Here is a 24421-nt window from a genome sequence, read left to right as displayed (position 1 = left end):
ATTAAATTAATTTTTGTTGTTTGATAATGTCTTTGATGTATTGTTTAAACTCAGGGGGAGAGGAAATTGTTATTTCATCTGCTAAGCCCATTACAAAACGACCAATACCTTTAAAGTGCAAGACAGGTCCATTGAATAAGTAACTCTTGCCTTCCGATTCATTATCCTTCTCAATGTACTTTACCGAGAGTGGAAATTCTTCCCTTAATAACATGCAGGCCTTAAGACTGAGGCGCATGCTCACCCATATTTGTTTGCGCCCGCTAAGACCAAACATATCGGTTGCATTTTTCTGGTGCAGCGCTTCAAACTTATATGGTTTGTCTAACACTACCACTTCACCAATTCTCTCCAGCTTAAAGTATTTGCTTTGTTTGTCTTTTGTATCAAGTGCCAACACAGATTGAAATCCTTCACCAAATTGAAAAGGTTCTACCAAGCGGTCATTAATTTCCTGACTGTTGGCAGAGTGGTAACTTTTTAAAAGTATCTGTTTTTTTCCTTCGATGGCTTCATTAATCGTTCTGAATAATTTGGCCACACGCATTTTAAGGAACTGCTCAGGCAGATCTCGTGCTTCTGAGTGAAATGATAGTTTGCGAAGCATGGCTTCCTGCAAAGGATGGCCACTGGCTCCGCTTTGTAGCAACTGACGCATCATGGTTACTTCTTCCAGCGAGAAACGATCTTCTGGATTTTCGCCTTCTTCGCGGTGTATAAAAAATTTGCCATGAAAATCCTGGTCTATCATAAAACCCAGTTCTTCCAGCAGCTTAAAGTAACGATAAATGGTTCGGGCATTGGCATCTAATTGTTGCGCAAGTTGGTTAACTGTACGACCGCCACTTTTTAGGAGGCCAATCAATTGAAAAACCCTTAAAATTTTAGCCTGGGGGATATCGGCTGTTTCTTTTGCTTTCGCCATAATGGCTACGAGTTACGTGTATTTTACGATTGACACAAGCTGTCAAGGGTCTTTGTTTACTTCGTATCATCAATTAACACAAAAGGATATGAAAACGGCCACAACAAGCATCGCATCTGAGTTAGTAATCAAGCGTTTTTACAAAAATGTAGTGACTGGTTTTGGATATGAGCCGAGCCGTGCGCATTTTTTTAATTATCCGGAGCAAAAGCCCCTTTCTGAAACAGAAATTTTAGAATATATCGAGGCGCATTTTGCCGGTTTGCCTGCAAATCGCATTTACCTGGGTCAAGGATATTATATAGAAGAAGATTTTTATGTAGAAGCTCTGCGCGGTATGATAAAAAGCTTCGAAAAACGAGAGGAATATGAAGTGTGCAATCGCATTGCCCGCCTTTTATTTAAAAATCAAGGCCAGTTAAAGAAAGTAGCCTAAGGTAATTTTGAATTTCAAATTTGAAATTTAAAATTCTGTTAATGCCCCTTCATATTGTTAACCTTGAAATTATAAAAATTTAACAAGCAAAACTATTATCCGTCAGACCGCTGAAAACTGAAGCAAACAGCGGTCAGACGGATTGCCACGCTATTTGATTTCAGATTTCAAATTTGAAATCTGGAATTTGAAATTAATAATTTAACGTTGCCATAGCGTTGAAGGGATGTGTGCTGTAAAGCCACATCCTTTTTTTATTGTAGTTTTGTGTGTGCTGCTTGACCTTGACATTATACGTAAGAAAAGTGAAGAACTGCGCGAAGAGAATAAACGCTTCAAAACTTTTCTGAAACCCATACCAACACGTATGGTTGATAACTATGTACAGGAGTTAGATAAAGAAATTGCGGCATCCATTGATTGTACCACTTGTGGTAATTGTTGCAAGGTATTGGAGCCACCGGTTGATAATGATGAAATTCAACGACTTGCTAATCTGAAAAAAATAAGTGCTGATGAATTTGAAAAGCAATATGTTGGAAAAGAAACCGGGACAGATATTGATTTTTTGAAATGCCAACCTTGTATTTTTTTACAAAGTGATTCTTGTACTATTTATCAGGACAGACCAGCATCCTGCGCGGATTACCCTCACTTGCATCAACCTAATATTAAATTCAGGTGGAAGAGCCTGATGGACAATTATGCGATGTGCCCGATTGTCTACAATGTAGTGGAGGCTTTAAAAGAAAAGACTGGCTTCCGTATTGATGTGCTGATTCGTTGATGAGTTAATTCGTTGATTAAATAAATAAAAATATTTGCGCGTCATACAATGAACGAAGCGCTGAGTGTGCAGGGGTGAGGAAGCAATCTAAGTTGATGTGCTGGTGTGCTGATGAGTTAATTCGTTGATTAAACAAATAAAATTATTTACACGTCATGCAACGAACGAAGTGTTGAATGTGTAAAGCAATGACGAGTCCTCTTACTTTTGAGATGGACTCTAGTCCTTCCTCTTAGAGCAATTTCATTAGCCACTCACCAAGGAAATATCCTACAGCCGCTACTCCAAAACCCACTACTAACATTTCCCAACCACTCTTCCACAAACCTTTTCCTGTAAAGAAGCTACGTGCAGCACCAACAGCAAAGTGAGCAAGCATGGCCAAGGCAAAAGACAACCAGGCTGCTGTCATGCCTTCCAGAAAAAAGAAAGGCACAACAGGAATGATGGCTCCAATGGCAGTCGCTAAACCTGTTATCCAGGCTTCTTTCATCGGACTGATTTCGGCAGCGCTGATACCCAACTCTTCTTTTACTTTTTCTTCCAGTGCTCTTACAGGGTCAGACATTACTTCTTTTGCCATGCTCATGGCGCGAGATGCTTCTATGCCTTTTGTTTCATAAATAGCGGCAAGTTCTTCAGTTTCCAATTCAGGCATCAGCCTGATTTCATCGGCTTCCATTCTGCGTTCTTTCTCATACACTTCCTTCTCACTTTTAGCTGCGAGATATCCCGAAGAACCCATAGACAATGCATCAGCCAAGGTGCCCGCTAAGCCACTTAATAAAATAATATGCGGTTGTGCACTCGCCCCTACAATGCCAGCCAATAAACCGAAGTTGGCAGTAAGGCCATCATTAAATCCGTACACAACGTTGCGTAATAAGCCACCTGAAGAAGTGCGATGCCATGGCTCAGTACTGGTATTACTCATTTTTCCCAGTTGCTCTGCATGCATGGCAGAATCTTTTGCCAGTTTTAAAGCGAGATTTTTTGTACCTGCATCCTCAGTTGTTTTGTAAAGATTGAGATATGATTTTACCTCCGAACTTTCTTCTTTTTTCAACCAGTCGGAGAGCAGGGCAGGGCCAATCGTATCGGTAATCTTTGCCAATGCCCGGGCTTTAAAAGAAGGCTTACGGTCTTGAACAGTTGTACCTTGCTCTTTCAGTAGTTTTTCCCAGGCCTGCGCATGTTTGTCTTCAATAGACGATAATTTGAGATAAGCACTTTTCTCTTTCTCATCAATTGTTTTACCTGCCAGTACCTGATAGAGAAAAGCTGCGTCAACTTCTTCCTGCCAATATTCTTTCCAAACCTTAGTTCCTGATCCCATTTTCTGATAATTGGTACTAAACTACTAACAATCTTTAATTTTTGATCTGCTGATTTGTGTATTTACCTAAAATCCGCCTGACCGCTGTTTTCTTGGTAATAAAGCGGACTGACGGATTGCCATAATATTTTAAATCTGTAGGGTATCCAAAGACTTAACAAAATTTTTAACAATTCAATAGCCTAATGGTTTGTGACTTTTATCATGATTATGAATTATAGGTTCAAACATGTTTCATTCAGTTGTTAACGCAATTGAATTTGCCGCGCGGTTCAATAGTATTTACCTAAACCTTTACTATATGGAACCGAAGAAAAATCCTGTGTACGATGTACACCATTACCGTCCCTTGATTTTTGGGGCAAGCCTTAGTGTGAGTTTACTTGTTGTAATTATTCTTTTCGAATGGAGCGTTCGAAAGATTGATAGGATGGTGCTTCCACAAGAAGCTTCTTTGTCCGCGACACCGTTGTTGGAGAATTTGTTGCATGAAGTAAAACCAGAAGAACCAGTCAAGCAAAAAATACAAGAAGTAAATCCCGATAAAATTGTTGAAGTAAAAGACGACCCCACCATTACCCAGGATGATCCTGAGTTAGTGGTAGAACCTATTACCAGCAACGTACCGCAAATAAATGTAGAGATTGATCCTTTACCTGAAGAACCAGTGGGTGAAGATATTTTTAGAATCGTAGAAAATATGCCAGAACCGGAGGGAGGCTTAGAAGGCTTTTACAAATTACTGAAGAAGCATATGAAGTATCCTTCAAAGGCACAACGTAATCATACAGAAGGAAGGGTGTTTGTAGAGTTTACCGTAGGTAAAGATGGGAAACTCACCAATATGAAAGTAATCAAGGGTGTTGGAGATGGTTGTGATGAAGAGGCATTAAGGGTGATGGCCATGTCTAAATGGAAGCCAGGAAAACAGAGAGGTGTGCCAGTTAATGTACGAATGGTGCAAGCAATTAATTTTCAGCTTCGGTAGGTCACTAATTTATCAGACTGCTAAGTAGAACGTAAAACAGCAGTCTGATAAATTTAGTTTTTAATAGGTAAAAAGCCTGGCGTTTTTTTGCATTGCAAAGAAATGTGAAGTCCATGCCAACTCAGCTTGAAAAAATACCAGACACTTTTTAGTTTTATAGAGGTTATTGTAATAATCATATCAGGGTAATTTGAATTCGGGATTGTAAATTAAACCAATACAATTTCCCCAAGGATCCTTTACAGTGGCTACCATAATTTCACCACCAACATTATTGGGAGCCTCATGTGCCGTAGCGCCAAGTTCATTAAAGTGTTAGTAAGCGTCTTCAATATTTTTCACGCCCCAATAGGTTACTATATTATCAGCTTTAGCTGTTGAGCCCTCTTCAGGAAGCAAGCCTAATTCGTAACCACCAATATTGAAACCCACATAAAAGACTTCATTAAAATAGGGTGCTTGCTTAAAAGCTTTAGTATACCATGCAGTTGCTTTCACCAAATCATTTACTTTATAAATGACTGTTCTTAAACCGAGAATATTTGTTTTCATATTTTTTTAGAATTGTTATAAATAGAAACTTATTTAAACTGCTAATCTGCATCTTTATCTAAAATCCGTCTGACCACTGTTTACTTCTGCTTTCAGCGGTCTGACAGATGATTCATTTTATAAAATCTCTACTGTTTTCGAAACTAGTGGTATCCAAACGGATTAGCAGGTTATTTAATATCGAATACATGAAATTACGAATAGCTGTTTTACATGAATAGTTATATATTGGCGGCAATTCCAACCTACAACCATGATCAATTTTATTATTCACAAGCTCAAACGTTTCGCCTGGTTCAAACGACTAAATGCCAAAGTCACTTACGAATTATTGGCTAAAAAGATTCCTGCCAAAGACTGGCACTTTATGAATTATGGCTATGCACCCAATAGTCAGGAAACTCAATTAGATTTACCTGCAGATACTATGCAGCGCTATCCATTGCAAATGTATCACTACCTGGGTGCGAAAGTAAGCATGGAAGGAAAACAAGTGTTGGAAGTGGGCAGTGGTAGGGGTGGGGGTGCCCGTCACTTAGCTACTTATTTTAAGCCTGCTTCTTACGTTGGTCTTGATTTAGCGCAGAGTGCTGTTGATCTGGCGAATTCGCTTCATGCATTGCCCAATCTGAAATTTATTCAGGGAAGCGCAGAGGCTATTCCATTGCCTGATAGTAGTGTTGATATAGTGGTGAATGTAGAATCATGTCATGCGTATGGCTCGGTATCAAAATTTTTAAGTGAAGTAAAACGTGTGTTAAAGCCAGGTGGACATTTATTGATGGTGGATTTTCGCAATCAGGCAAATGTTGAAAACATGGAAACATTACAACAACAATTACAGGATACGGGTATGAAGATGTTGGAAGAGGAAAATATTGGCCCGAACGTAATCCAATCAATAGAAGAAGAAGACAATAGTAAACAAGAAAGAATAAGAGCACTTGTACCTGAGAAGTGGCAAAAACTTTTTGCCGAATTTGCAGGTGTTGTAGGCTCCAAATTCTACCTGACTTTAAAAGACGGTAGTAGAAAGTATTATCGTTTTGTATTACAAAAACCTGTCTGAGAGACAGGTTTTTTTATTTGTACCAGGTTACTTCAACCATAAACTTAGGGTCGATAGCACTTAGTCTGTCGTATGCAGATTTGGAGACTTTAATAACCAGTTTATCGTTACCTCCTGTATCTGGTAGTTGGCCGATAACACGCACAAAGACTTCACGATCGTTAAGCTGATTCTTCACTTTCAGGATTGTGCCAATAGGAGCGTTGCGGTGTAAGGCTAAATATTTTCTATTACCTTGCGTACCCTCAATTAGTTCTGCCAGACCAGCTTCCCGCACTTCTTTACCATCTTTATAGGCTTCTGAAATTTTAACAGGGGAAGAGATTACAGGTTGTGCATTTGCAAGCGTGGTTTCTTTAGGCTGTTCGGCCGGAGTTACAGCTTGTGCAGGACTAGTAGTTGTCGTTTTGACTGGTGGTTGCTCTGTAATAGTTGTGTTAGTGGTTTTCATACCCTGATTTTCAGGAGCTACAACAAAAAGCGTCTGGCCTAAGCTTAGTTCAGTTCCTGTCAGGCTATTCCATTGTTTTAACTGATCTATGCTTACGCCATATTGTCTTGATATAGAGAAAAGGGTCTCTTTGCTTGCTACAGTATGCACGCCTTTAAGCGATTGAGCGGGTTGAGGATTACTTTTAATCACCGGTTGTTCTGAAAGATTGCTTCGCTTTACAGTGAGTTCCTGACCAATAGATAACGCATCGCTAGTCAGTTTATTCATTTGACGCAGATCGTCCACAGAAATGCCATAAAGACGGGCAACAGAGTACAATGTTTCCTTCTCGGCCACAATATGCTTACCTGCTGAATTACTAACTTTTTTTGGAGAGCTGACATAAGGGACTTTGATGATCTGTCCCACATCTAAACCGCCATCTGCTGTAGGATTTTGTTGCAGAATAGCCTCAACCGTTGTTCCGTAACGCTTTGAAATACCATATAACGTCTCTTTTAACTCTACTTTGTGCAGCACATAAACCTTTCCGTTGATGGTTTCTTTACCAACAGAGTCTACGGGGTGAGTGAAAATTGAAAAAGATGTGATTAGTGCAAAAAGTGTCATCATAACGCTACAAACAAATCTTTAAACGATGTAAAGTAACAAAGTAATATCAAAATACCGGCCAAAATTCTAATAAACAGACGCTCAAATCTTTCAAATGATGCACTTGGTCGATTCATTGCATTTTTATGAATTAATCCATTTTTCATGCTGTTCTCTTTCCGTATTTTTAAGAAAAAAGAGTTGTATGAAATTACTGAACTGGATTGCCTTTTTCTTGCTGCCAATGGCTGCTTTGGGTCAAACAAGCCCAACAAAGGTGATGGTAATGGAGATAAAGTCGGAGATTGACCCAAGAACTAACCGCTATGTGGAATTGGCCTTGGAGCATGCCAGAAAAACAGAGGCTGACATTATCATCATAGAGATGGATACATATGGAGGTGTGCTTACCGATGCCAAAGAAATAGTTGATAAGATCATGGATGTGGAGAAACCGGTTTGGGTGTTCATCAACTCAGATGCTGCCTCGGCAGGTGCACTGATATCAATCGCCTGTGATAGCATTTATATGTCGCCAGGTGCCAGCATTGGTGCGGCTACAGTGGTGGATGGCAGTGGTGAGAAAGCGCCTGACAAGTACCAGTCTTATATGCGTGGTATTATGCGATCTACTGCAGAACAGAATGGGCGTGATCCTAAAATTGCGGAAGGCATGGTGGATGAGAGCATTGTTATTGAAGGCATAAAAGAAGAAGGAAAAATTATCACATTCACCACATCAGAAGCAATCAGGTATAACTTTTGTGAAGCAAAAGTTGAATCAGTTGAAGAGATATTGAAAAGAAATAATGTGAGTAGTTATGAGATTGATCGCTTTGGCTTATCGGCAACCGATAAAGTAGTGGCTTTTTTCTTAAATCCTTTTATTTCAGGATTACTCATACTAATTATTATTGGTGGTATTTATTTTGAACTACAAACACCCGGAGTTGGATTTCCACTTGCAGCAGCTACAATAGCACTCATTTTATACCTGGTACCCTATTACCTGAATGGTCTAGCAGAAAACTGGGAGATCATTGCACTATTCATTGGTCTTGCGCTGGTAGCAGTAGAGATATTTGTATTACCCGGCTTTGGCGTGGCTGGTATTTCAGGTATTACACTCACTGTTGTTTCACTTATTTTGATAATGGTTAACAATGACGCTTTTGACTTTCACTTTGTCCCTACAAATCAATTACTCTACGCAGCGGCAGCTGCTTTTGGGGGTTTGTTTGGAGGTGTGTTAGTGCTTTTTATTGGTGGTGCTCGATTAACAGAATCAAAAAGTTTTCAAAAAATTGCTTTGATGCAAACTCAGGATAAGGCACTGGGTTATGTAGCCACTTTTTTCCCTGAAGTAATGAAAGGAAAAAGAGGAACTACACAAACCATTATGCGACCCAGCGGTAAGGTAATTATTGACGATAAATTGTACGATGCTTTCACCCGAGGAGAGTTCATAGACAAAGGAGAAAGTATAGAGGTAATAGGAGAGGATACAACAAGTTTGATCGTTAAGAAGGCATGAAGATTTTAGGAGTAATTCCCGCGCGTTTTGCGTCAACCCGTTTTCCTGGTAAGCCATTAGTGGACATAGCCGGTAAAACCATGGTGCAGCGTGTGTACGAGCAAGTAAAAAAAGCAACCTTGATTACAGAGGTAGTAGTGGCTACAGATGATGCGCGCATCTTGGAGCATGTAGAAGGTTTTGGTGGTAAGGCTGTGCTTACGAGTGTTGATCATCCAAGCGGCACCGATCGTTGCTTTGAGGCATATCAAAAGTTAAATGAAGATTTTAATTATGTCATCAATGTGCAAGGTGATGAGCCCTTTATTAAACCGGAGCAAATTGATTTGTTAGCAGCACTGCTGAATGGCGATACTTTTATTGCAACATTGGTAAAAGAATTTAAAGACCAGGAGAGTTTATTTAATCCTAATGTAGTTAAGGCAGTAATTAATGTAAAGAAGAAGGCCTTGTACTTTAGTCGTTCACCAATACCACATGCCAGAAATATAGAGGAAGAGGCTTGGCTATCGCAACATAAATACTATAAACATATTGGTATGTATGCCTACCGCACTGATGTGTTAGAGGAATTAACCAAACTGCCTGTTTCAGCTTTAGAGAAGACAGAGTCATTAGAGCAATTGCGCTGGTTAGACAATGGTTATGAAATATTGACTGCGGAGACTAAATCGGAAACCATTGGTATTGACACACCAGAAGATTTGCAAAAAGCGTTGGCTTATCTGAAAGAAAACCCAGAATAATTTAAACATCAGGCTATTAAGTTTGGCCTTTTATTTAATAATCTGGTCTGTGTCCCCACAGACCAGCAGTACCTTATTGTGTTTGTTTCGGTCTGTGAAGACACAAACCGAGGTGTAGGATTTACAAAAAGCGCTGGCTTTTCTGAAGTAAAATCCTGACTAATAAAAATCTTCTACCCTGGTCTGTGTCTACACGGATCAGCATCATATGTTATGTTTTTCGGTCTGCGAGGACACAGACCAAGGTGTAGAAATAATTGGCATTGATGCCAGAAGATTTGCAAAAAGCACTGGCCTTTCTACAGGAAAAACCGGAATAATAAAAAACGCCAGACTATTTAGTCTGGCGTTTTTTTATTTATCTACCCTGGTTTGTGTCCCCACAGACCAGCATTATTTGGTTATGTTTTTCGGTTTGTGAGGACATAGACCGAGGTAGTATTACCGATTAACAGAACTCATCAAACACATCTACAAGATGCTGTCCGATAAGCTGTGCGTTGCGTCCTTCAATGTGGTGACGCTCAACAAAATGCACCAACTCACCATTCTTAAATAGTGCAATGGCAGGAGATGAGGGAGGGTAAGGCAACGTATACTCACGTGCTTTCGCCACAGCTTCCTTATCAACACCCGCAAAAACAGTAGTCAAGTGATCAGGCTTTTTAGCTGAGTTTTGAATAGCCCACTTAATACCGGGACGCGCAGCACCTGCCGCACAACCACACACTGAATTGATTACCAAAAGCGTTGTGCCTTTATGATCTTTTAATTCATTATCTACTTCTTCTGAAGTCTTTAATTCTTTGAAGCCCGCCACTGTTAAATCAGTGCGCATAGGGGCTACGAGTTGTTCAGGATACATATTAATTTCAAATTTAAAATTCCAAGTATAAAATTCTATAACTATTTCAAAACAAAACTTAAGGTTTTACAATTCAACTAATTTTGAATTTCGAATCTTGCATTTTGAATTTACATAAAGCCTAATTCCAAACGTGCCGCCTCACTCATCATTTCCTGCGTATAAGGCGGGTCGAAAGTAATCTCTACCTTAACATCACTTACACCTTCAATCTCTTTTATTTTTTGCTCTACTTCACCAGGTATTTGCTCGGCAGAAGGGCAGGAGGGAGATGTTAACGTCATGAGCACATGCACATTATTGATAGGGTAGATATTGATTTCATAAATCAACCCCAGTTCATAAATATCTACAGGAATTTCAGGGTCGTAAACATTTTTAATGGCAGCCAATACCTGATCACGTAAGTTTGGTACTGTTGCGCTTTCTAATGTTTGACTTGTATTACTTTGTTCACTCATTTTCCTGCTTCTATTTTGGTTTTAAAGGCAAGTGCATAAAGCTTCATTTGCTTTACCATAGATGCGAAACCATTAGAACGTTGTGTTCCAATAAATCGTTCCATGCCTATTTTATGCATAAAGTAGAGGTCAGCATTTAAAATAGTATCTGCAGACTGACCGTTAAATATTCTAACTAAAAGACTTACCAAACCTTTAGTGATGGCTGTATTGCTATCCGCTTCAAAATAAAGTTTATCATTTTGCAGATCAGCAGTTAACCACACCTTCGATTGGCAACCTTTTACAATGTTATCTTCAGTTTTTTGCGTCTCAGGCATCTCTTTTAATTTCTGCCCTAGTTCCATAATGTAGAAGACAGTCATTTCCATGTCTCCATCCAATAAAGAGAACTCACTGATAATTTCGTCTTGAACTTCGTTTAAACTCATTTCATGAAATTGATAACGCGTTCTAAAGCTTCTACCAATTGATCTACTTCTTTTCTGGTGTTATAAATAGCAAAAGAAGCTCTTACAGTTCCTTCAATTTTAAAGCGATCCATCAACGGTTGTGTGCAATGATGTCCAGTTCGAACTGCTATGCCTCTCGCATCCAGCATCTGACCAATATCAAAAGGATGAATGCCATCCACTGTGAAGGAAACAACACTTAACTTCTCAGCACCTGTGCCATATATTTTTACACCCTTTAATTGACTGATGCGCTCTGTGGCATAAACAAGTAAATCATGTTCATGTGCCGCCATTACTTCACGACCTGTTTCTAAAATGAAAGTCATGGCATAATGAAAGGCGACTACATCGGCAATGTTAGGTGTGCCTGCTTCAAATTTATAAGGAAGATCGTTGTAAGTCGTTTTTTCGAAACTTACTTCTTTGATCATTTCACCACCACCATGATAGGGTGGCATTTTTTCAAGTAAGGCTTTCTTACCATATAAGATGCCTGTACCAGTAGGGCCGTACATTTTATGCGCTGAAAGACAATAAAAATCACAATCAAGCGCCTGTACATCTATTGGAAGATGCGCACCAGATTGAGCACCATCAATGAGAACTACAGCGCCAACTTCGTGTGCGAGGTCTATAATTTCCTTAACAGGATTGATAGTACCAAGACTGTTAGAAGCATGGTTAACGGCTACAAGCTTTGTCTTGTTGGAAAGCAATGCTTTGTAAGCTTCTATATCCAGTGTGCCATTATCCTTTACAGGAATAACTTTAATTGAAGCACCGTTCGATCCGCAAGCCAATTGCCAGGGAACAATGTTAGAGTGATGTTCTAAACCAGAGATAATAATTTCATCTCCTTTTGTTAGGAAAACTTTTGCATAAGAAGAGGCTACCAGATTAATACCTTCCGTTACACCTCTGGTGAAAATGATTTCTTCAGTAGTAGCAGCATTAATGAATTGCTTGGCTGTTTCTCTTGTTTGCTCGTAAGTCTTTGTTGCTTTTTCTGCCAAAGTGTGAATACCACGGTGGATATTCGCATTGTAACCTGTGTAATAGTCAACCAATGCATTAATAACAGCACGTGGCTTTTGGCTGGTAGCTGCATTGTCAAGATAAACCAGGTCGCGTCCGTTTACCTGTTGATTTAATACAGGAAACTGCTCTCTTAACCTGGCAATATCCAACTCCGTAAGCAACCTGCTACCAATCATGTTAAAAGTTTTTATGTAAGCGTTCGCTGACTAAATTATCAATATAGTTGCGAAGTGTTTCGTTACTGATTTTTTCGATGACTTCACCTGCATAAGCATATAGTAGAAATGCACGTGCTGAATCTTTTGATATTCCTCTTGACTGCATATAAAAGAGCGCTTCTTCATCTAGTTGCCCGGAAGTACAGCCGTGCGAGCACTTCACGTCATCCGCCCAAATCTCTAACTGAGGTTTGGTGTTAACAGTCGCTTTATCGGATAATAAAATATTCCTATTCGACTGAAATGCATTTGTTTTTTGTGCCTGCGGGCGAACATAAATCTTTCCATTAAATACGCCTTTCGAGTTGCCATCCATTACACCTTTATACAGCTCATTGCTAATGGAGTTTGGTTTACGGTGATCTGCAACGGTGTGGTTATCGGCCAATGTATCGCCTGTAAGAAGGTATAAACCATACATGTGCGAGTCGATGCCTTCACCATCCAGCGAAAGCTGTAAATTATTGCGAATTGCTTTACCATTTAATGAAAGTGTAAAGCAGTTAACACGGCTGTTGCTTTCTTGCTGTATGCTGGTGTGGTTAAACTGATAACGCTGACCACCATCATTCTGGATGAGTGTATAGGTTAGTCCTGCATTTTCTGCTACGAAAACTTCGTTAACGGTAGTAGAAAAATTGGCTTCACCGATAGAATCATATTTTTCAATAATGCTAACCTCGCTGCTTTTACCCACAAGTATAAGGTTGCGTGAAGCTGTAATTATTTTGCTTTTGCTGGCATCGTTGATCTGGTGAATCAGGATCGGTTTTGTAACCTGAACATTATTCTTTATTTCAATCAACAAGCCATTATTCCAAGTGGCAGTGTTGAGTGAAACAAAAGCATCAGCTTTGGTGTCAGCCAGTTTACTAAAGTATTTCTCAACAATTTCTTTACGTTCAGCAAGTGCAACCGCTAATGGTTGAATGTTAAGCTCTTTAGTAGAGAACGAAGATTGTGCTTGATCAAACTCACCATTGATGAATACTAATACATGCGCATCTAAATTCTGTATACGGAATGTATCAGCAACAACATTACCTTTACTTGTACTTACAGCCAGGCTCTGAAAATTCTTTTCTAACAAACGACTTATGGCAGTATGCTTGTATTCCTCTGTTTTAGAAGTAGGCAAACCAAGTGAGTGAAGCGAATACAGCGCCTGATGGCGTATAGCACTCGTACCATCACTGGGGACAGCGATGTTTTCAAGTAAATTATTTTTTACAGCTAAATCCATTGTAAGTGCTTAAGCAAGTTCAACCTCTTCTTTAATCCAATCGTAACCTTTTGCTTCAAGTTCAAGCGCAAGCTCTTTTCCACCTGATTTTACAATTCTTCCTTTATACAACACGTGTACAAAATCAGGAACGATATAATCAAGCAGGCGCTGATAGTGCGTTACCACAATGGTGGCATTATTCTTTGACTTCAATTTATTCACACCATTCGCTACAATTTTCAGGGCATCAATATCAAGACCTGAATCTGTTTCGTCCAATATGGCGAGCTTTGGTTCAAGCATTGCCATTTGGAATATTTCATTTCTCTTCTTTTCACCACCTGAGAAACCCTCATTCAATGAACGGTTCAATAAAGACTGATCGATTTCAACCAGTTTCATTTTTTCTTTCATCAGTTGAAGGAAAGAGACAGCATCGAGTGCTTGCAGGCCTCTTGCTACACGAATCTGGTTTAAAGCAGTCTTCATAAAATTGACTGTGCTTACCCCTGGTATTTCTATTGGATATTGAAAAGCTAAGAACACACCTTCACGAGCGCGTTCTTCGGGTGCCATTTCTAATAAGTTTTTACCAAGGAAGTTTACATCACCACTGGTTACTTCAAATTCTTCTCTTCCGGCCAATACAGAAGCCAGTGTACTCTTGCCAGAACCGTTTGGCCCCATAATGGCATGTACTTCGCCTGGTTTGATTTCGAGGTTAATACCCTTTAAAATTTCTTTTTCCTCTATCCGAGCCTGTAGATTTTTTATTGACAACATTATTTTTAAATCTTAAATCTTAAATCTTAAATCTTAAATCTTAAATCTTAAATCTTTTATCCTACACTTCCTTCTAAAGTTAAAGCCAGTAATTTCTGTGCTTCTACTGCGAATTCCATTGGTAATTGGTTTAATACTTCTTTAGCATAACCATTTACGATAAGGGCAACGGCAGACTCTTCGTCAATACCGCGTTGCTGGCAATAGAAAATCTGATCTTCACCAATCTTTGAAGTAGTGGCTTCGTGTTCAATTTTTGCAGAGCTATTTTCTACATCAATGTATGGGAAAGTGTGTGCACCACACTGATCGCCCATTAACAATGAATCGCATTGAGAGAAGTTGCGTGCATTGTCTGCACGTTTCATAATATGTACTTGACCACGATACGAGTTCTGTGATTTACCAGCAGAGATGCCTTTCGACACAATTCTTGATTTGGTGTTTTTGCCAATGTGAATCATTTTGGTGCCAGTATCTGCCTGTTGCATGTTGTTAGTAACCGCTACAGAATAGAACTCACCGGAAGAATGATCGCCTTTAAGAATACAAGATGGATACTTCCATGTAATGGCAGAACCAGTTTCTACCTGTGTCCATGAAACTTTAGAATGATCTCCGGCACACAAAGCGCGCTTGGTTACAAAATTGTAAATGCCACCTTTACCTTGTTTATCGCCAGGGTACCAGTTTTGAACAGTTGAATATTTAACATGCGAATCTTTCATCGCAAAGATTTCTACAACAGCAGCGTGTAATTGATTTTCGTCACGCTGAGGTGCTGTACAACCTTCCAGGTAACTTACGTATGAACCCTCGTCTGCCACAATAAGCGTTCTTTCGAACTGACCTGTGTTAGCAGCATTGATACGGAAGTAAGTTGATAATTCCATCGGGCATCTTACGCCTTTGGGTATATAGCAGAAAGAACCATCAGAGAATACAGCAGAGTTAAGTGCTGCAAAGTAATTATCGTTTACCGGAACAACAGAACCTAAGTATTTTTTGATGAGTTCCGGATGCTCACGCACAGCCTCGCTAAATGAGCAGAAAATAATGCCCATTTCAGCCAATGTAGATTTGAAGGTGGTAGCTACAGAAACGCTGTCAATAACAGCATCAACTGCTACACCAGTCAATCTCTTTTGTTCGGTAAGGGAAATGCCCAGCTTCTCAAAAGTCTTTAAAAGCTCAGGATCTATGTCTTCCAGGTTTTTAGGCTTGGCCGCTTGTTTAGGAGCGGAGTAATAAATGATATCCTGATAGTTGATTGTTGGATATGTTACGTTGGGCCATTTCGGCTCTGTCATCTTAAGCCACTGACGATAAGCACTTAAACGCCACTCCAACATCCACTCTGGTTCATTTTTTCTGGCAGAAATAAAACGAACAATATCCTCACTCAAGCCTTTAGGGGCAGAATCTGTCTCTAAATCAACATTCCACCCATGTTCGTACTCTTTTGAGGTGATTTCCTCCAATACTTGGTTGTCCTTCGCCATATGTCTATTTAGACTTATTTTAATCTACAAAAGTAAAACAAAAGGGGGTACTATAAGTTCTTTTTGGATGCATTCTTTGAACAAAAAATACATCAGAGCCTTTGAAAGGGCATTTATTGCTATCAGGTAGTCAGATCCAGATTTCTGTCGAGGCTTTCTTCAAGAGAAATCATGGTTTCAGTTCGTTCTATGCCTTCAACCTGCTGCATTTTATCGTGTAGTACCAATTTGAGGTGGTTTGTATCACGGCAATGGATACGTACAAACATCGAATAGTTGCCCGTTGTATAATGGATGCTAGTGATTTCTGGTATTCCCTTTAATTTGGCCAGCACCTGATCGTATAAAGCACTCTTTTCCAGGTAGATACCAATAAAGGCTGTAATGTCGTAGCCTAGTTTGGCATAATTAAGTTTCAAGGTTGTTTTCTCCACAATACCTGCTTCTTCCAGTTTATTCATGCGCACATGAACGGTACCACTAGATACAAAGGCCTTTTTAGCCACCTCAGTAAAGGGCTTTTTGGCGTCTTGCATTAGTATTTCTAGAATTTTGAGGTCGGTTTTATCGACTTGATAATTTTCAGCCATTTTAGCGTGTCTGTTTTATTATATTTTCAGTATTTTATAAAAATATTAAAAATTATGTAATAATTAATACTAAGTATTGAACAGATTAACAGTTATAGCTTGCTTTGCTTAACAATTCGACACTGAAGGGTGTTGGAATTTGGCAGACAAGCCCTCCGGTCTCGGGGGTGGGGGTAAACAGGAAAAAGCCCGGTTTACCCATCCTGACGGTAACCGCCAGGATGGGATCTTATCGCGGCCTAACTGCCTCTTGGAGGTTCGAGTCCTCCCCCTTCAGCAAAAGTCCCGGCTTCGGTCGGGACTTTCTTTTTTTATGCGGGCCATTAATAAATTACCGATCATTCTGAAGAGCCTCCTTACAAAATGGGCTTAGGTTATTCCTCAAAATTTTTAGCTTTGGAATCGATTTCGATTTTTTTAACAAGACTAGATACTATGCAAGATTTTCCCTGGTTCAAGCTTTACCCTGCAGGCATTCCACATGAAATAAAAGAGAACGAGTATAGTTCTATTATCGAATTGTTTGAAGACAGTTGTAAGAAATTTACTGATCGTGTAGCCTTTGAGAACATGGGCATTACCATGACTTTCGGACAGGTTGATCAATTATCAAGAGATTTTGCAGCTTACCTGCAACAGGATTTAAAACTCCAAAAAGGTGATCGCATTGCTATTCAAATGCCTAACCTTTTGCAATTCCCTGTCGCTTTTTTCGGATCACTTCGTGCAGGGCTTATTGTAGTGAATACAAATCCCTTGTATACACCCAGGGAAATGGAGCATCAGTTTAAAGATGCAGGGGTAAAAGCCATTGTGATTGTTGCCAACTTTGCCCATAGTCTTGAACAGATTCTTGCGCACACCTCTATCAAGCATATTATTGTAACACAACTGGGCGATATGCTGGGCACTGTAAAAGGTGCTCTGGTGAATTTTGTTGTGAAACGAATAAAGAAAATGGTGCCGGCTTATTCTTTGCCAACTGCTTTAAGTTTTAATACAGTATTAAAAAGAGGTGCTGAGCTTTCGTATACCAAACCAGTTGTAACCAACGATGATATAGCAGTTCTACAATATACCGGAGGTACTACTGGTATTTCCAAAGGCGCACAACTATCGCATGGCAACATTGTGGCACACAATGCTATGATTAAGAATTGGTTTAAACCTTATTTGGAGAAACAAGTTGAGGGCGGTGATTTAATTATCACGGCTATTCCCATGTATCATATTTTTGCGCTTACCGTCAATGGCATGCTCATGTTTAACACAGGAGTAAAGAGTGTGCTGATTACCAATCCTAGAGATATTAAAGGTTTTGTAAAAGAATTAAAGAAGCACCGCGTAACCATCTTTACAGGTGTTAATACTTTATATAATGGTCTGCTTAATAATCCTGATTTTAAACACCTCGATTTCTCTGTATTAAAAGGTGCTATCGGTGGCGGTATGGCTGTGCAGGATGCCGTGGCTACACGCTGGAAAGAAGTAACAGGCACACCTTTGATTGAAGGTTATGGTTTAAGCGAAACATCGCCTGTATTGTGTTGCAACCCTTTAGATGGTAATCACAAACAAGGCACCATTGGTCTGCCTATGCCCAGTACAGAAGTGGCCATCTTTGATGATGATGGCAAGCAGTTAGCCACAGGTGAAAGAGGAGAAATATGCGCAAGAGGCCCACAAGTGATGAAGGGCTATTGGGAGAAAGATAATACTGGTGTGTTCTTTCCGGGTGGCTGGTTCCGTACGGGAGATATTGGTTTAATGGATGCTGATGGCTTTTTCAAAATTGTAGATCGTAAAAAGGATATGATTAAAGTTTCGGGCTTTAACGTATACCCGAATGAAATTGAAAATATTATTGCCGGACATCCAGGTGTGCTTGAAGTTGCAGCCATTGGAGTACCTGATGAAAAATCAGGAGAGGTGATTAAGGCTTTTATTGTGAAGCGTGACCAAAACCTGACTGAAGAAGATGTAAAGGAATTCTGTCATAAAAACCTTACCAATTATAAGGTGCCTAAATACTTTGTCTTCAGAACTGAGTTGCCTAAAACCAACGTGGGTAAAATCCTGCGCAGGGCGCTGAAGGAAGAAGAGGCTAAATCCTAAATGCTGATTTAATGATACGTTCTATACTTTTTGTTTGCTGTATACTTTTTTTAAGTGCAGCTGCTTCTTATAATTCTGTTCATGTTGTCTCATCCACTACAGATTCATTATTGTATCAACAGGAAAAGCATTTTAGGAATTTACGACAGCTCACTTTTGGTGGCGATAATGCTGAAGCGTACTGGAGTTTCGACAGTAAACGTGTTGTTTTCCAATCAAACTTTTCCAATTGGGGTGTTCAATGTGATCAGATTTTCACTACGGCTATTGAAGGTGCATCATTAAAGGATAACAAACCTGCGATGTTAAGTACAGGAAAAGGAAGGACGACTTGTTCTTACTTTTTACCGGGTGATAAAACGATTGTATATGCATCAACGCATTTGGGTGGTGACGATTGTCCGAAAGAACCGGAGCGCACACCAGGCGGGAAATACCTCTGGTCTGTTTTTCCTACCTATGATATTTTTGTGGCTGATCTGAATGGAAAAATTATAAAGCAATTAACCAGAACTGAAGGGTATGATGCTGAGGCTACAGTATCTCCGAAAGGAGATAAGATCGTATTTACCTCAGTACGTAATGGTGACCTGGATTTATACACCATGAATATTGATGGCAGTAATGTAAAGCAGATCACGAATACCATTGGTTATGACGGTGGTGCTTTCTTTTCGCCAGATGGCAAGAAAATTGTTTTTCGTGCCTCGCGCTTTAATACAGAAGAAGAGAAGACCGAATACAAAGAATTGCTTAAGCAAGGTTTAGTGGCTCCGACTAACATGGAAATATTTATTTGTAATGTAGACGGCAGCGATTTAAAGCAGGTTACTAATTTAGGTAAGGCCAATTGGGCTCCTTTTTATCACCCCAATGGTAAGAAAATCATTTTCTCCTCTAACCACCACGGACAGCGTGGGTTTCAGTTTAATTTGTTCATGATTAACGAGGATGGTACTGGTTTACAGCAAATCTCTTATGATAACGTTTTTGATTCATTTCCAATGTTTTCACCGGATGGCAAAAAGATAATTTTCTCCAGCAACCGCAACAATGGAGGTACACGCAACACCAATTTATTTGTGGCAGACTGGGTTGATTAACTATAGTACTAATCCCTGTAATTTGAAGAACCAAAATTTCAACCAGTAAACTATCCGTCAGACCGCTCTTTTGCTTAGCAAACAGCGGTCAGACGGATTTGTGGTAAATACACTGACTACCGTTTTAAATATTAGTAATTTCTAGTTAAGAAATGTAAATTCGAACTCTTCAACCTGATTTTATGCAAGGCTTTTTCGAACACCAATACCTTACTTACAAAAAGAACCACATCAAAAGCTTGCTGGCTTTGGCCAAAGCCGATGATCACATGCACGAAAGTGAAATTGCTCTACTTTTTAAAATAGGGCAGAATTATGGATTAAAAGACTGGCAAGTACAAAATCTGCTGGATTCAGCAGAGAAGTTTGAGTTGACGGTTCCTGATAATTTTAACGATCGAATGAATCTACTCTATGATTTATTATTGATGGTGTATGCTGATGGGGTAGTGGAGCAGCGTGAAATTGACTTTTGTGAAGATGTAGCCAAGCGTTTCCATATGAAGAAGGGAATTGTTAACTGGCTTATAAAGATTTTTGAAAAGGGGACACCACCACCTGCTGATGAGTGGATAGAAATAAAACGCGAGGCACAGGAACGATTCGAAGAAAAGTAAAGTAAGATTATATTTAAGATCAATGAAAGCCGGAATATCCGGCTTTTTTATTTTTTAGCCTGATCAATTAAAAGATCAAAATCTTTTTTTAAATCCGGATTACTTGGACGTTTTGCATTAAGTTCAAAAAACTCACCATTCTGCTTAATTAATAAGTAACGGGGAATAGTGGTAACATCAAAGAACTTCAGAAAATCTGCGGTAGGCCCAATTCTAAAGTGTGAGAATCCAGGCAAAACTAATTTGAATTTAGCCAATGCCTTTTTCCAGGCGTCTTCATCATCATCAATCGATAAAAGAACAAAAGTGATTTTATCTTTGTACTTATCTAAAAGTTTTTTTGAATGATGGAATTCTGCAACACATGGACCACACCAGGAAGCCCAAAAGTCAATGTAGAGTATGCGCGATCCTTTACTTTGTTCAAAGAAACGTTCGAACTTATCAATGTCAGTGCCGTACTCGTCAATGGACTTCTTTACAATACTGTCATAGATGACGAATTGCTCTTTAAGTGATTGTTGTCCTCCCAGATCACGAACAATTTTTTCTTCTAATGGAGTTTCCTTTAAGATATTATAATTATTCCAGAAAGTTGAATCATACTTGATGGAATACAATTCTTTTTTATCGGGCTCTTTACCTTTAAATTTTTCAAAATCCTTTGTCTGAAACTCATTCACCATAAGATCAAGGTGGTAGGTGTGCGTAAAGTTTCGTGGTTTAAGGTAACTGCTTCCTTCTTTGGAAATATGTTTCAAATAATATTTGCCTAGGGTTTTTTGATATGTTACAACTGTTTTAATAGTGTCGTATGAGAATCGATTTGCTTCCGCGCGAACAAAAGCATAGTCTTTTGTATTAATGTATAGCACACCTGACCTGGCTTGTTTGAGTAGAAATCCGGAGGTAAGCACCACGCCTTCATTTTTTAAATGATATTCAATTTTATAGACATCTTCGTTATCATGTCTGGTTATGCTTACTAAATTGAAATCATAATCTTTAAGATTCACTTTAAGTGAGCTGACCCCTGAGAACATGGATTGCATGATATCGGACATGGTTCCGCCTGATTGATATGAAGCAATATCCGTTTCCATGGCGGAGTATATAGCGATTGGTGCATGGGTATTTGTAATTCGCGTACTGTCAAGACTTCTTCTTAATTGAGTAACTCTTATTTCGTCCTTCACTCCCGGTTTATTGGTAATTGCTTTATGGCCTTTCCGTTTATAGATATCAACAGCGGCTTCAATCAAACGACCATAAGCACTGTCGTCTTTGCAATAGTGACGATAAAAAGTTTTATAGACAAAGGGCTTAGCATAATAGTTCTTACGAACCTTACTAAAAGCTTTCTTAACAATTTTTTCAGGTCGCTGGTCTTTACCTAAAATCACAACTTCGCGTAATTCAGTTTGGGAAGGTGTTAATTCAATTTGTTGAAATTCTTCTTTGGTGGCCACAAAGTCGACTTCATACCCAACACAAGAAATACGGATCTTTTGATTAGACCGTACTAATGATATCTTGATATTAAAGGAGAACTCTCCATTTATGTTTGTACTGGTTCCAATGCTTGAATTTTCTAAGCCAATGGATGCGTAAGGAACGGGTTCTCTTGTCTCCTTATCGATTACAATGCCTTCAAGTTTTAGATAAGTCTGTTCTTGCCTTGCGTGGGCTTTTTCAAATATGATTAAAGCTAATGATAGTAATAATAAGTGTTTCATGATTAAGCTTTTTCAAATTGAAAAATAGTCATAGGAATGACCAAAAGATAGTTAATTTTTCTTCATACTATCTTCAGGTTGTAATCTTGGTTAGCATATAACCTTCTGGACTGATTTTGAAAAGCACCTGTGCAACGAAGCAAATCAATTTTGTTTAGACTTTTCTATGATGATTGATTTAATAAGTTGAATGGGTAAAGCTTCGCTGTGTAAAAAATGAATTGAGTCTTTAGTGTTTTTTGCTCTGTAACTTTTAATCTCTTTTTCCAATTCTCCTAGTCCATACACAGGATACATACCAATATGCTTTTTATAGGCAGCAAAATACAGATGATGTTTACCCACTTTATAGGCAGGCATTTTATATCGAATGCTCTCTTCAACATTCGGACTCAGCTGAAAAAATAATTGCCTTATTGTAATAAGCCTTTCCTGCACAGTAGCAGGAAAAGCTTTAATATATTCGTCTACCGGATTCATTTAATTTAACAAATAAGCATACTTCACACGATTATCATAAATCAGTTTTCCGATGAGTGCAACAATAATAAGTGCAATGGGTAATCCTGTTGGTTCTACAAAAATATGTGTAAGCAAAATGCCAACCACGACCGGGAACAGCACTAAGGTGCCCAAAGCCCTGGTTTTAGGAATAGTGATTAACAAACCACCTAGAATTTCTGCTGCGCCAATCAAAGGCATCAACCAGGATATTTCAAGGATTGCCATAAAATCTTTTACCATAGCTTCAGGCAAAGTATCGGGTGGTGGCATGTAGTTAAAAAATTTATTTAAACCCCCGTTGATAAAAAGAAGTCCCATGATGATATAAAGTACTGAGAATATTTTGTTTTTCATGTGTTGATATTTTTTATGTTAATTGATCTTAGCCTTTGTATTAAGGTCAGGTCGTTTCCCTGATCAAACAATTCACCATCCAGTTGATACCGTATTTGTCGGTGAAGCTACCAAAATAGGCACCCCAAAACATATCCTGTAAAGGCATGCTCACATTACCACCAGCAGAAAGTTCATCAAAGATTTTTTTAGCTTCAGCTCTGCTTTCTGGTTCCAGCGAGATATGCATGTTATTTCCAATCGTCACGGTAAAGCCCATTTCTTTAGGTGCATCGGTACCCATTAAAATATGATTACCAATAATAGGTAGCTCAACATGTAATACCATTTTTTTAACATTTTCAGCTACAGGAGGTTGATTGGCAACTGAGGGTAAATCGCCAAAACGCTGAATGCCACCATTGGTGAATTCAGTTTTAAAGACAGATTTGTAGAATAGAAAAGCTTCCTCTGTATTACCCGGGAAATTAAGGTAAGTACAAACCCTTGTTTTGTTATCTTTCTTATATTGATTTCTAAGTTTGAATTGTGCTTCAATGTATTGATCCAGATTTTGCAAGCCCATAGTAAAGCCCTCCTTGAAGCCCATTTCTATGATAGTTTCCAGATCGCGCAGGGTTTCAAAACCTATTTCTATTTCAACCAAAGTATTTACTTTTTGCTGATGAAAAACATTTTTCCATGTTGATCTTGGTTTAGTTGTGTTAATGTTTCCATGTTCATCACAAAAAGCATCTATACCAGAAAAGCTTTTTAGTTTTACAATCTTATCGTAATCTAACGTACAATACTGCTTGTCTCCATCAGGGCCTACCATCGCATATAACCAACGGCCACCTTCTTTGAAGTTCATAGATTTTGTTTCACATTTCCAGGGCTTAGGTGCCCACCATTGGTCGAGCAGTTGTGCTTCAGTCCAGGCTGACCAGACTAAATCTAGATCGGCTGCAAATTCTCTTTTCACTTCAATAGTGTTATTCTTTTTGTTAACGGTAAAGTCAAATTGTAAGTGTGCGTTCATTTCTTATTGGTTTTAAGATTGGCTAATACTTTATCAAGTTGTAAAAAGCGGCTTTCCCAGATTTTTCTAAACTGGTCAAGCCATTTGTCTATTTCTTTCATTTTGTCGGCATTGAGCTGATAATAAATTTCCCGACCTGATTGCTCTTGCTCCAAGAGCTGACATTCTGTTAAAATACGCAGGTGCTTAGATATAGCCTGACGACTACTATCAAAATGCTCAGCCAGGCTGTTGGGTGTCATAGCTTGTGCGGCAATCAATAACAGAATGGCGCGTCTTGTTGGGTCGGCAATGGCCTGAAAAACATCTCTCCTCATAATCCACTCATGATTAATGTGAAACTAAACAGTTGCAAATATATATGCAACCGATCGGTTTCTCAAAATGTTTTCATTTATTTTTTCTGGAGAATATTG

General features: G+C 39.0%; 26 protein-coding genes. 9 read left to right on the top strand and 17 right to left on the bottom strand.

Going from position 1 to position 24421, the window contains the following annotated elements:
• Position 1: 1 nt before the first annotated feature.
• On the bottom strand, positions 2-925 hold the full coding sequence (locus SanaruYs_RS08510) for a helix-turn-helix transcriptional regulator (protein WP_127122133.1): 924 nt from the start codon (positions 923-925) through the stop codon (positions 2-4).
• Positions 926-1013: 88 nt separating this feature from the next.
• On the opposite strand from SanaruYs_RS08510, the gene SanaruYs_RS08505 reads away from it, so the two are divergent.
• Positions 1014-1361 carry a hypothetical protein gene (locus SanaruYs_RS08505; protein WP_127122132.1) on the top strand — a complete coding sequence of 116 codons (348 nt, stop codon included), beginning with the start codon at positions 1014-1016 and terminating at the stop codon, positions 1359-1361.
• A gap of 226 nt (positions 1362-1587) precedes the next feature.
• Complete coding sequence (locus tag SanaruYs_RS08500; RefSeq protein ID WP_127122131.1) at positions 1588-2148, top strand: YkgJ family cysteine cluster protein; 561 nt, start codon at positions 1588-1590, stop codon at positions 2146-2148.
• A 232-nt stretch (positions 2149-2380) separates the two neighbouring features.
• On the opposite strand, the gene SanaruYs_RS08495 is transcribed toward SanaruYs_RS08500, so the two are convergent.
• Positions 2381-3484 (bottom strand): VIT1/CCC1 transporter family protein, encoded by a 1104-nt coding sequence (locus tag SanaruYs_RS08495; protein WP_127122130.1) that lies wholly within the window; start codon positions 3482-3484, stop codon positions 2381-2383.
• Positions 3485-3785: 301 nt separating this feature from the next.
• Between SanaruYs_RS08495 and SanaruYs_RS08490 the strand changes: the two genes are divergently transcribed.
• On the top strand, positions 3786-4472 hold the full coding sequence (locus SanaruYs_RS08490; RefSeq protein ID WP_160118617.1) for an energy transducer TonB: 687 nt from the start codon (positions 3786-3788) through the stop codon (positions 4470-4472).
• A 315-nt stretch (positions 4473-4787) separates the two neighbouring features.
• On the opposite strand, the gene SanaruYs_RS20320 is transcribed toward SanaruYs_RS08490, so the two are convergent.
• Positions 4788-5024 carry a VOC family protein gene (locus SanaruYs_RS20320; protein WP_246011876.1) on the bottom strand — a complete coding sequence of 79 codons (237 nt, stop codon included), beginning with the start codon at positions 5022-5024 and terminating at the stop codon, positions 4788-4790.
• A gap of 253 nt (positions 5025-5277) precedes the next feature.
• Between SanaruYs_RS20320 and SanaruYs_RS08480 the strand changes: the two genes are divergently transcribed.
• Complete coding sequence (locus tag SanaruYs_RS08480; protein WP_127122128.1) at positions 5278-6093, top strand: class I SAM-dependent methyltransferase; 816 nt, start codon at positions 5278-5280, stop codon at positions 6091-6093.
• Between the two features lie 13 nt (positions 6094-6106).
• Here the strand turns inward: SanaruYs_RS08480 and SanaruYs_RS08475 are convergent, their stop codons facing one another.
• Positions 6107-7159, bottom strand: coding sequence for a LysM peptidoglycan-binding domain-containing protein (locus tag SanaruYs_RS08475; protein ID WP_127122127.1), 1053 nt, complete (start codon positions 7157-7159; stop codon positions 6107-6109).
• A 184-nt stretch (positions 7160-7343) separates the two neighbouring features.
• Between SanaruYs_RS08475 and SanaruYs_RS08470 the strand changes: the two genes are divergently transcribed.
• Together SanaruYs_RS08470 and kdsB are read left to right on the top strand one after the other, a co-directional pair.
• Positions 7344-8672: an NfeD family protein gene (locus SanaruYs_RS08470; RefSeq protein WP_127122126.1), complete on the top strand. Its 1329-nt coding sequence runs from the start codon at positions 7344-7346 to the stop codon at positions 8670-8672.
• Positions 8669-9418 (top strand): 3-deoxy-manno-octulosonate cytidylyltransferase, encoded by a 750-nt coding sequence (kdsB, locus tag SanaruYs_RS08465; protein ID WP_127122125.1) that lies wholly within the window; start codon positions 8669-8671, stop codon positions 9416-9418. Before SanaruYs_RS08470 ends, kdsB begins: the two co-directional genes overlap by 4 nt.
• 448 nt (positions 9419-9866) lie before the next feature.
• On the opposite strand, the gene SanaruYs_RS08460 is transcribed toward kdsB, so the two are convergent.
• The 8 genes from SanaruYs_RS08460 to SanaruYs_RS08425 all read right to left on the bottom strand — a co-directional run bounded on the left by SanaruYs_RS08460 (position 9867) and on the right by SanaruYs_RS08425 (position 16555).
• Positions 9867-10283 carry a BrxA/BrxB family bacilliredoxin gene (locus SanaruYs_RS08460; protein ID WP_127122124.1) on the bottom strand — a complete coding sequence of 139 codons (417 nt, stop codon included), beginning with the start codon at positions 10281-10283 and terminating at the stop codon, positions 9867-9869.
• A gap of 110 nt (positions 10284-10393) precedes the next feature.
• Positions 10394-10744, bottom strand: coding sequence for an SUF system Fe-S cluster assembly protein (locus SanaruYs_RS08455; RefSeq protein WP_127122123.1), 351 nt, complete (start codon positions 10742-10744; stop codon positions 10394-10396).
• Positions 10741-11175: a SufE family protein gene (locus tag SanaruYs_RS08450; RefSeq protein ID WP_127122122.1), complete on the bottom strand. Its 435-nt coding sequence runs from the start codon at positions 11173-11175 to the stop codon at positions 10741-10743. The genes SanaruYs_RS08455 and SanaruYs_RS08450 overlap by 4 nt, the downstream gene beginning before the upstream one ends.
• Complete coding sequence (locus SanaruYs_RS08445) at positions 11172-12413, bottom strand: aminotransferase class V-fold PLP-dependent enzyme (RefSeq protein WP_127122121.1); 1242 nt, start codon at positions 12411-12413, stop codon at positions 11172-11174. Before SanaruYs_RS08445 ends, SanaruYs_RS08450 begins: the two co-directional genes overlap by 4 nt.
• A 1-nt stretch (position 12414) precedes the next feature.
• Positions 12415-13698, bottom strand: a complete 1284-nt coding sequence (sufD, locus tag SanaruYs_RS08440; protein WP_127122120.1) for a Fe-S cluster assembly protein SufD — start codon at positions 13696-13698, stop codon at positions 12415-12417.
• Positions 13699-13707: 9 nt separating this feature from the next.
• The gene (sufC, locus tag SanaruYs_RS08435) at positions 13708-14463 is read right to left on the bottom strand and encodes a Fe-S cluster assembly ATPase SufC (RefSeq protein ID WP_127122119.1); all 756 of its coding nucleotides are present in this window, start codon (positions 14461-14463) and stop codon (positions 13708-13710) included.
• A 56-nt stretch (positions 14464-14519) separates the two neighbouring features.
• Positions 14520-15965, bottom strand: a complete 1446-nt coding sequence (sufB, locus tag SanaruYs_RS08430) for a Fe-S cluster assembly protein SufB (protein WP_127122118.1) — start codon at positions 15963-15965, stop codon at positions 14520-14522.
• Between the two features lie 122 nt (positions 15966-16087).
• Positions 16088-16555, bottom strand: a complete 468-nt coding sequence (locus SanaruYs_RS08425; protein ID WP_127122117.1) for an Lrp/AsnC ligand binding domain-containing protein — start codon at positions 16553-16555, stop codon at positions 16088-16090.
• A gap of 435 nt (positions 16556-16990) precedes the next feature.
• On the opposite strand from SanaruYs_RS08425, the gene SanaruYs_RS08420 reads away from it, so the two are divergent.
• The 3 genes from SanaruYs_RS08420 (at position 16991) to SanaruYs_RS08410 (ending at position 20390) form a co-directional block, all read left to right on the top strand.
• Positions 16991-18670, top strand: a complete 1680-nt coding sequence (locus SanaruYs_RS08420) for an AMP-binding protein (RefSeq protein ID WP_127122116.1) — start codon at positions 16991-16993, stop codon at positions 18668-18670.
• Between the two features lie 11 nt (positions 18671-18681).
• Complete coding sequence (locus SanaruYs_RS08415) at positions 18682-19773, top strand: TolB family protein (protein ID WP_127122115.1); 1092 nt, start codon at positions 18682-18684, stop codon at positions 19771-19773.
• A gap of 182 nt (positions 19774-19955) precedes the next feature.
• Complete coding sequence (locus tag SanaruYs_RS08410) at positions 19956-20390, top strand: tellurite resistance TerB family protein (protein WP_127122114.1); 435 nt, start codon at positions 19956-19958, stop codon at positions 20388-20390.
• Between the two features lie 47 nt (positions 20391-20437).
• On the opposite strand, the gene SanaruYs_RS08405 is transcribed toward SanaruYs_RS08410, so the two are convergent.
• The 5 genes from SanaruYs_RS08405 to SanaruYs_RS08385 form a co-directional block, all read right to left on the bottom strand.
• Positions 20438-22126, bottom strand: coding sequence for a carboxypeptidase-like regulatory domain-containing protein (locus SanaruYs_RS08405; protein WP_127122113.1), 1689 nt, complete (start codon positions 22124-22126; stop codon positions 20438-20440).
• A gap of 144 nt (positions 22127-22270) precedes the next feature.
• Positions 22271-22606 (bottom strand): iron chaperone, encoded by a 336-nt coding sequence (locus SanaruYs_RS08400; RefSeq protein WP_127122112.1) that lies wholly within the window; start codon positions 22604-22606, stop codon positions 22271-22273.
• Positions 22607-22984, bottom strand: coding sequence for a DoxX family membrane protein (locus tag SanaruYs_RS08395; RefSeq protein ID WP_127122111.1), 378 nt, complete (start codon positions 22982-22984; stop codon positions 22607-22609).
• 46 nt (positions 22985-23030) lie between these two features.
• Positions 23031-24005: an SRPBCC domain-containing protein gene (locus SanaruYs_RS08390; RefSeq protein ID WP_127122110.1), complete on the bottom strand. Its 975-nt coding sequence runs from the start codon at positions 24003-24005 to the stop codon at positions 23031-23033.
• Positions 24002-24322 (bottom strand): ArsR/SmtB family transcription factor, encoded by a 321-nt coding sequence (locus SanaruYs_RS08385; RefSeq protein ID WP_127122109.1) that lies wholly within the window; start codon positions 24320-24322, stop codon positions 24002-24004. Before SanaruYs_RS08385 ends, SanaruYs_RS08390 begins: the two co-directional genes overlap by 4 nt.
• Between the last annotated feature and the right edge of the window lie 99 nt (positions 24323-24421).

Source organism: Chryseotalea sanaruensis (genome assembly GCF_003990915.1).
In the GTDB taxonomy this organism is placed as follows: Bacteria; Bacteroidota; Bacteroidia; order Cytophagales; family Cyclobacteriaceae; genus Chryseotalea; species Chryseotalea sanaruensis.
This window is presented reverse-complemented; position numbering and strand designations above follow the sequence as displayed.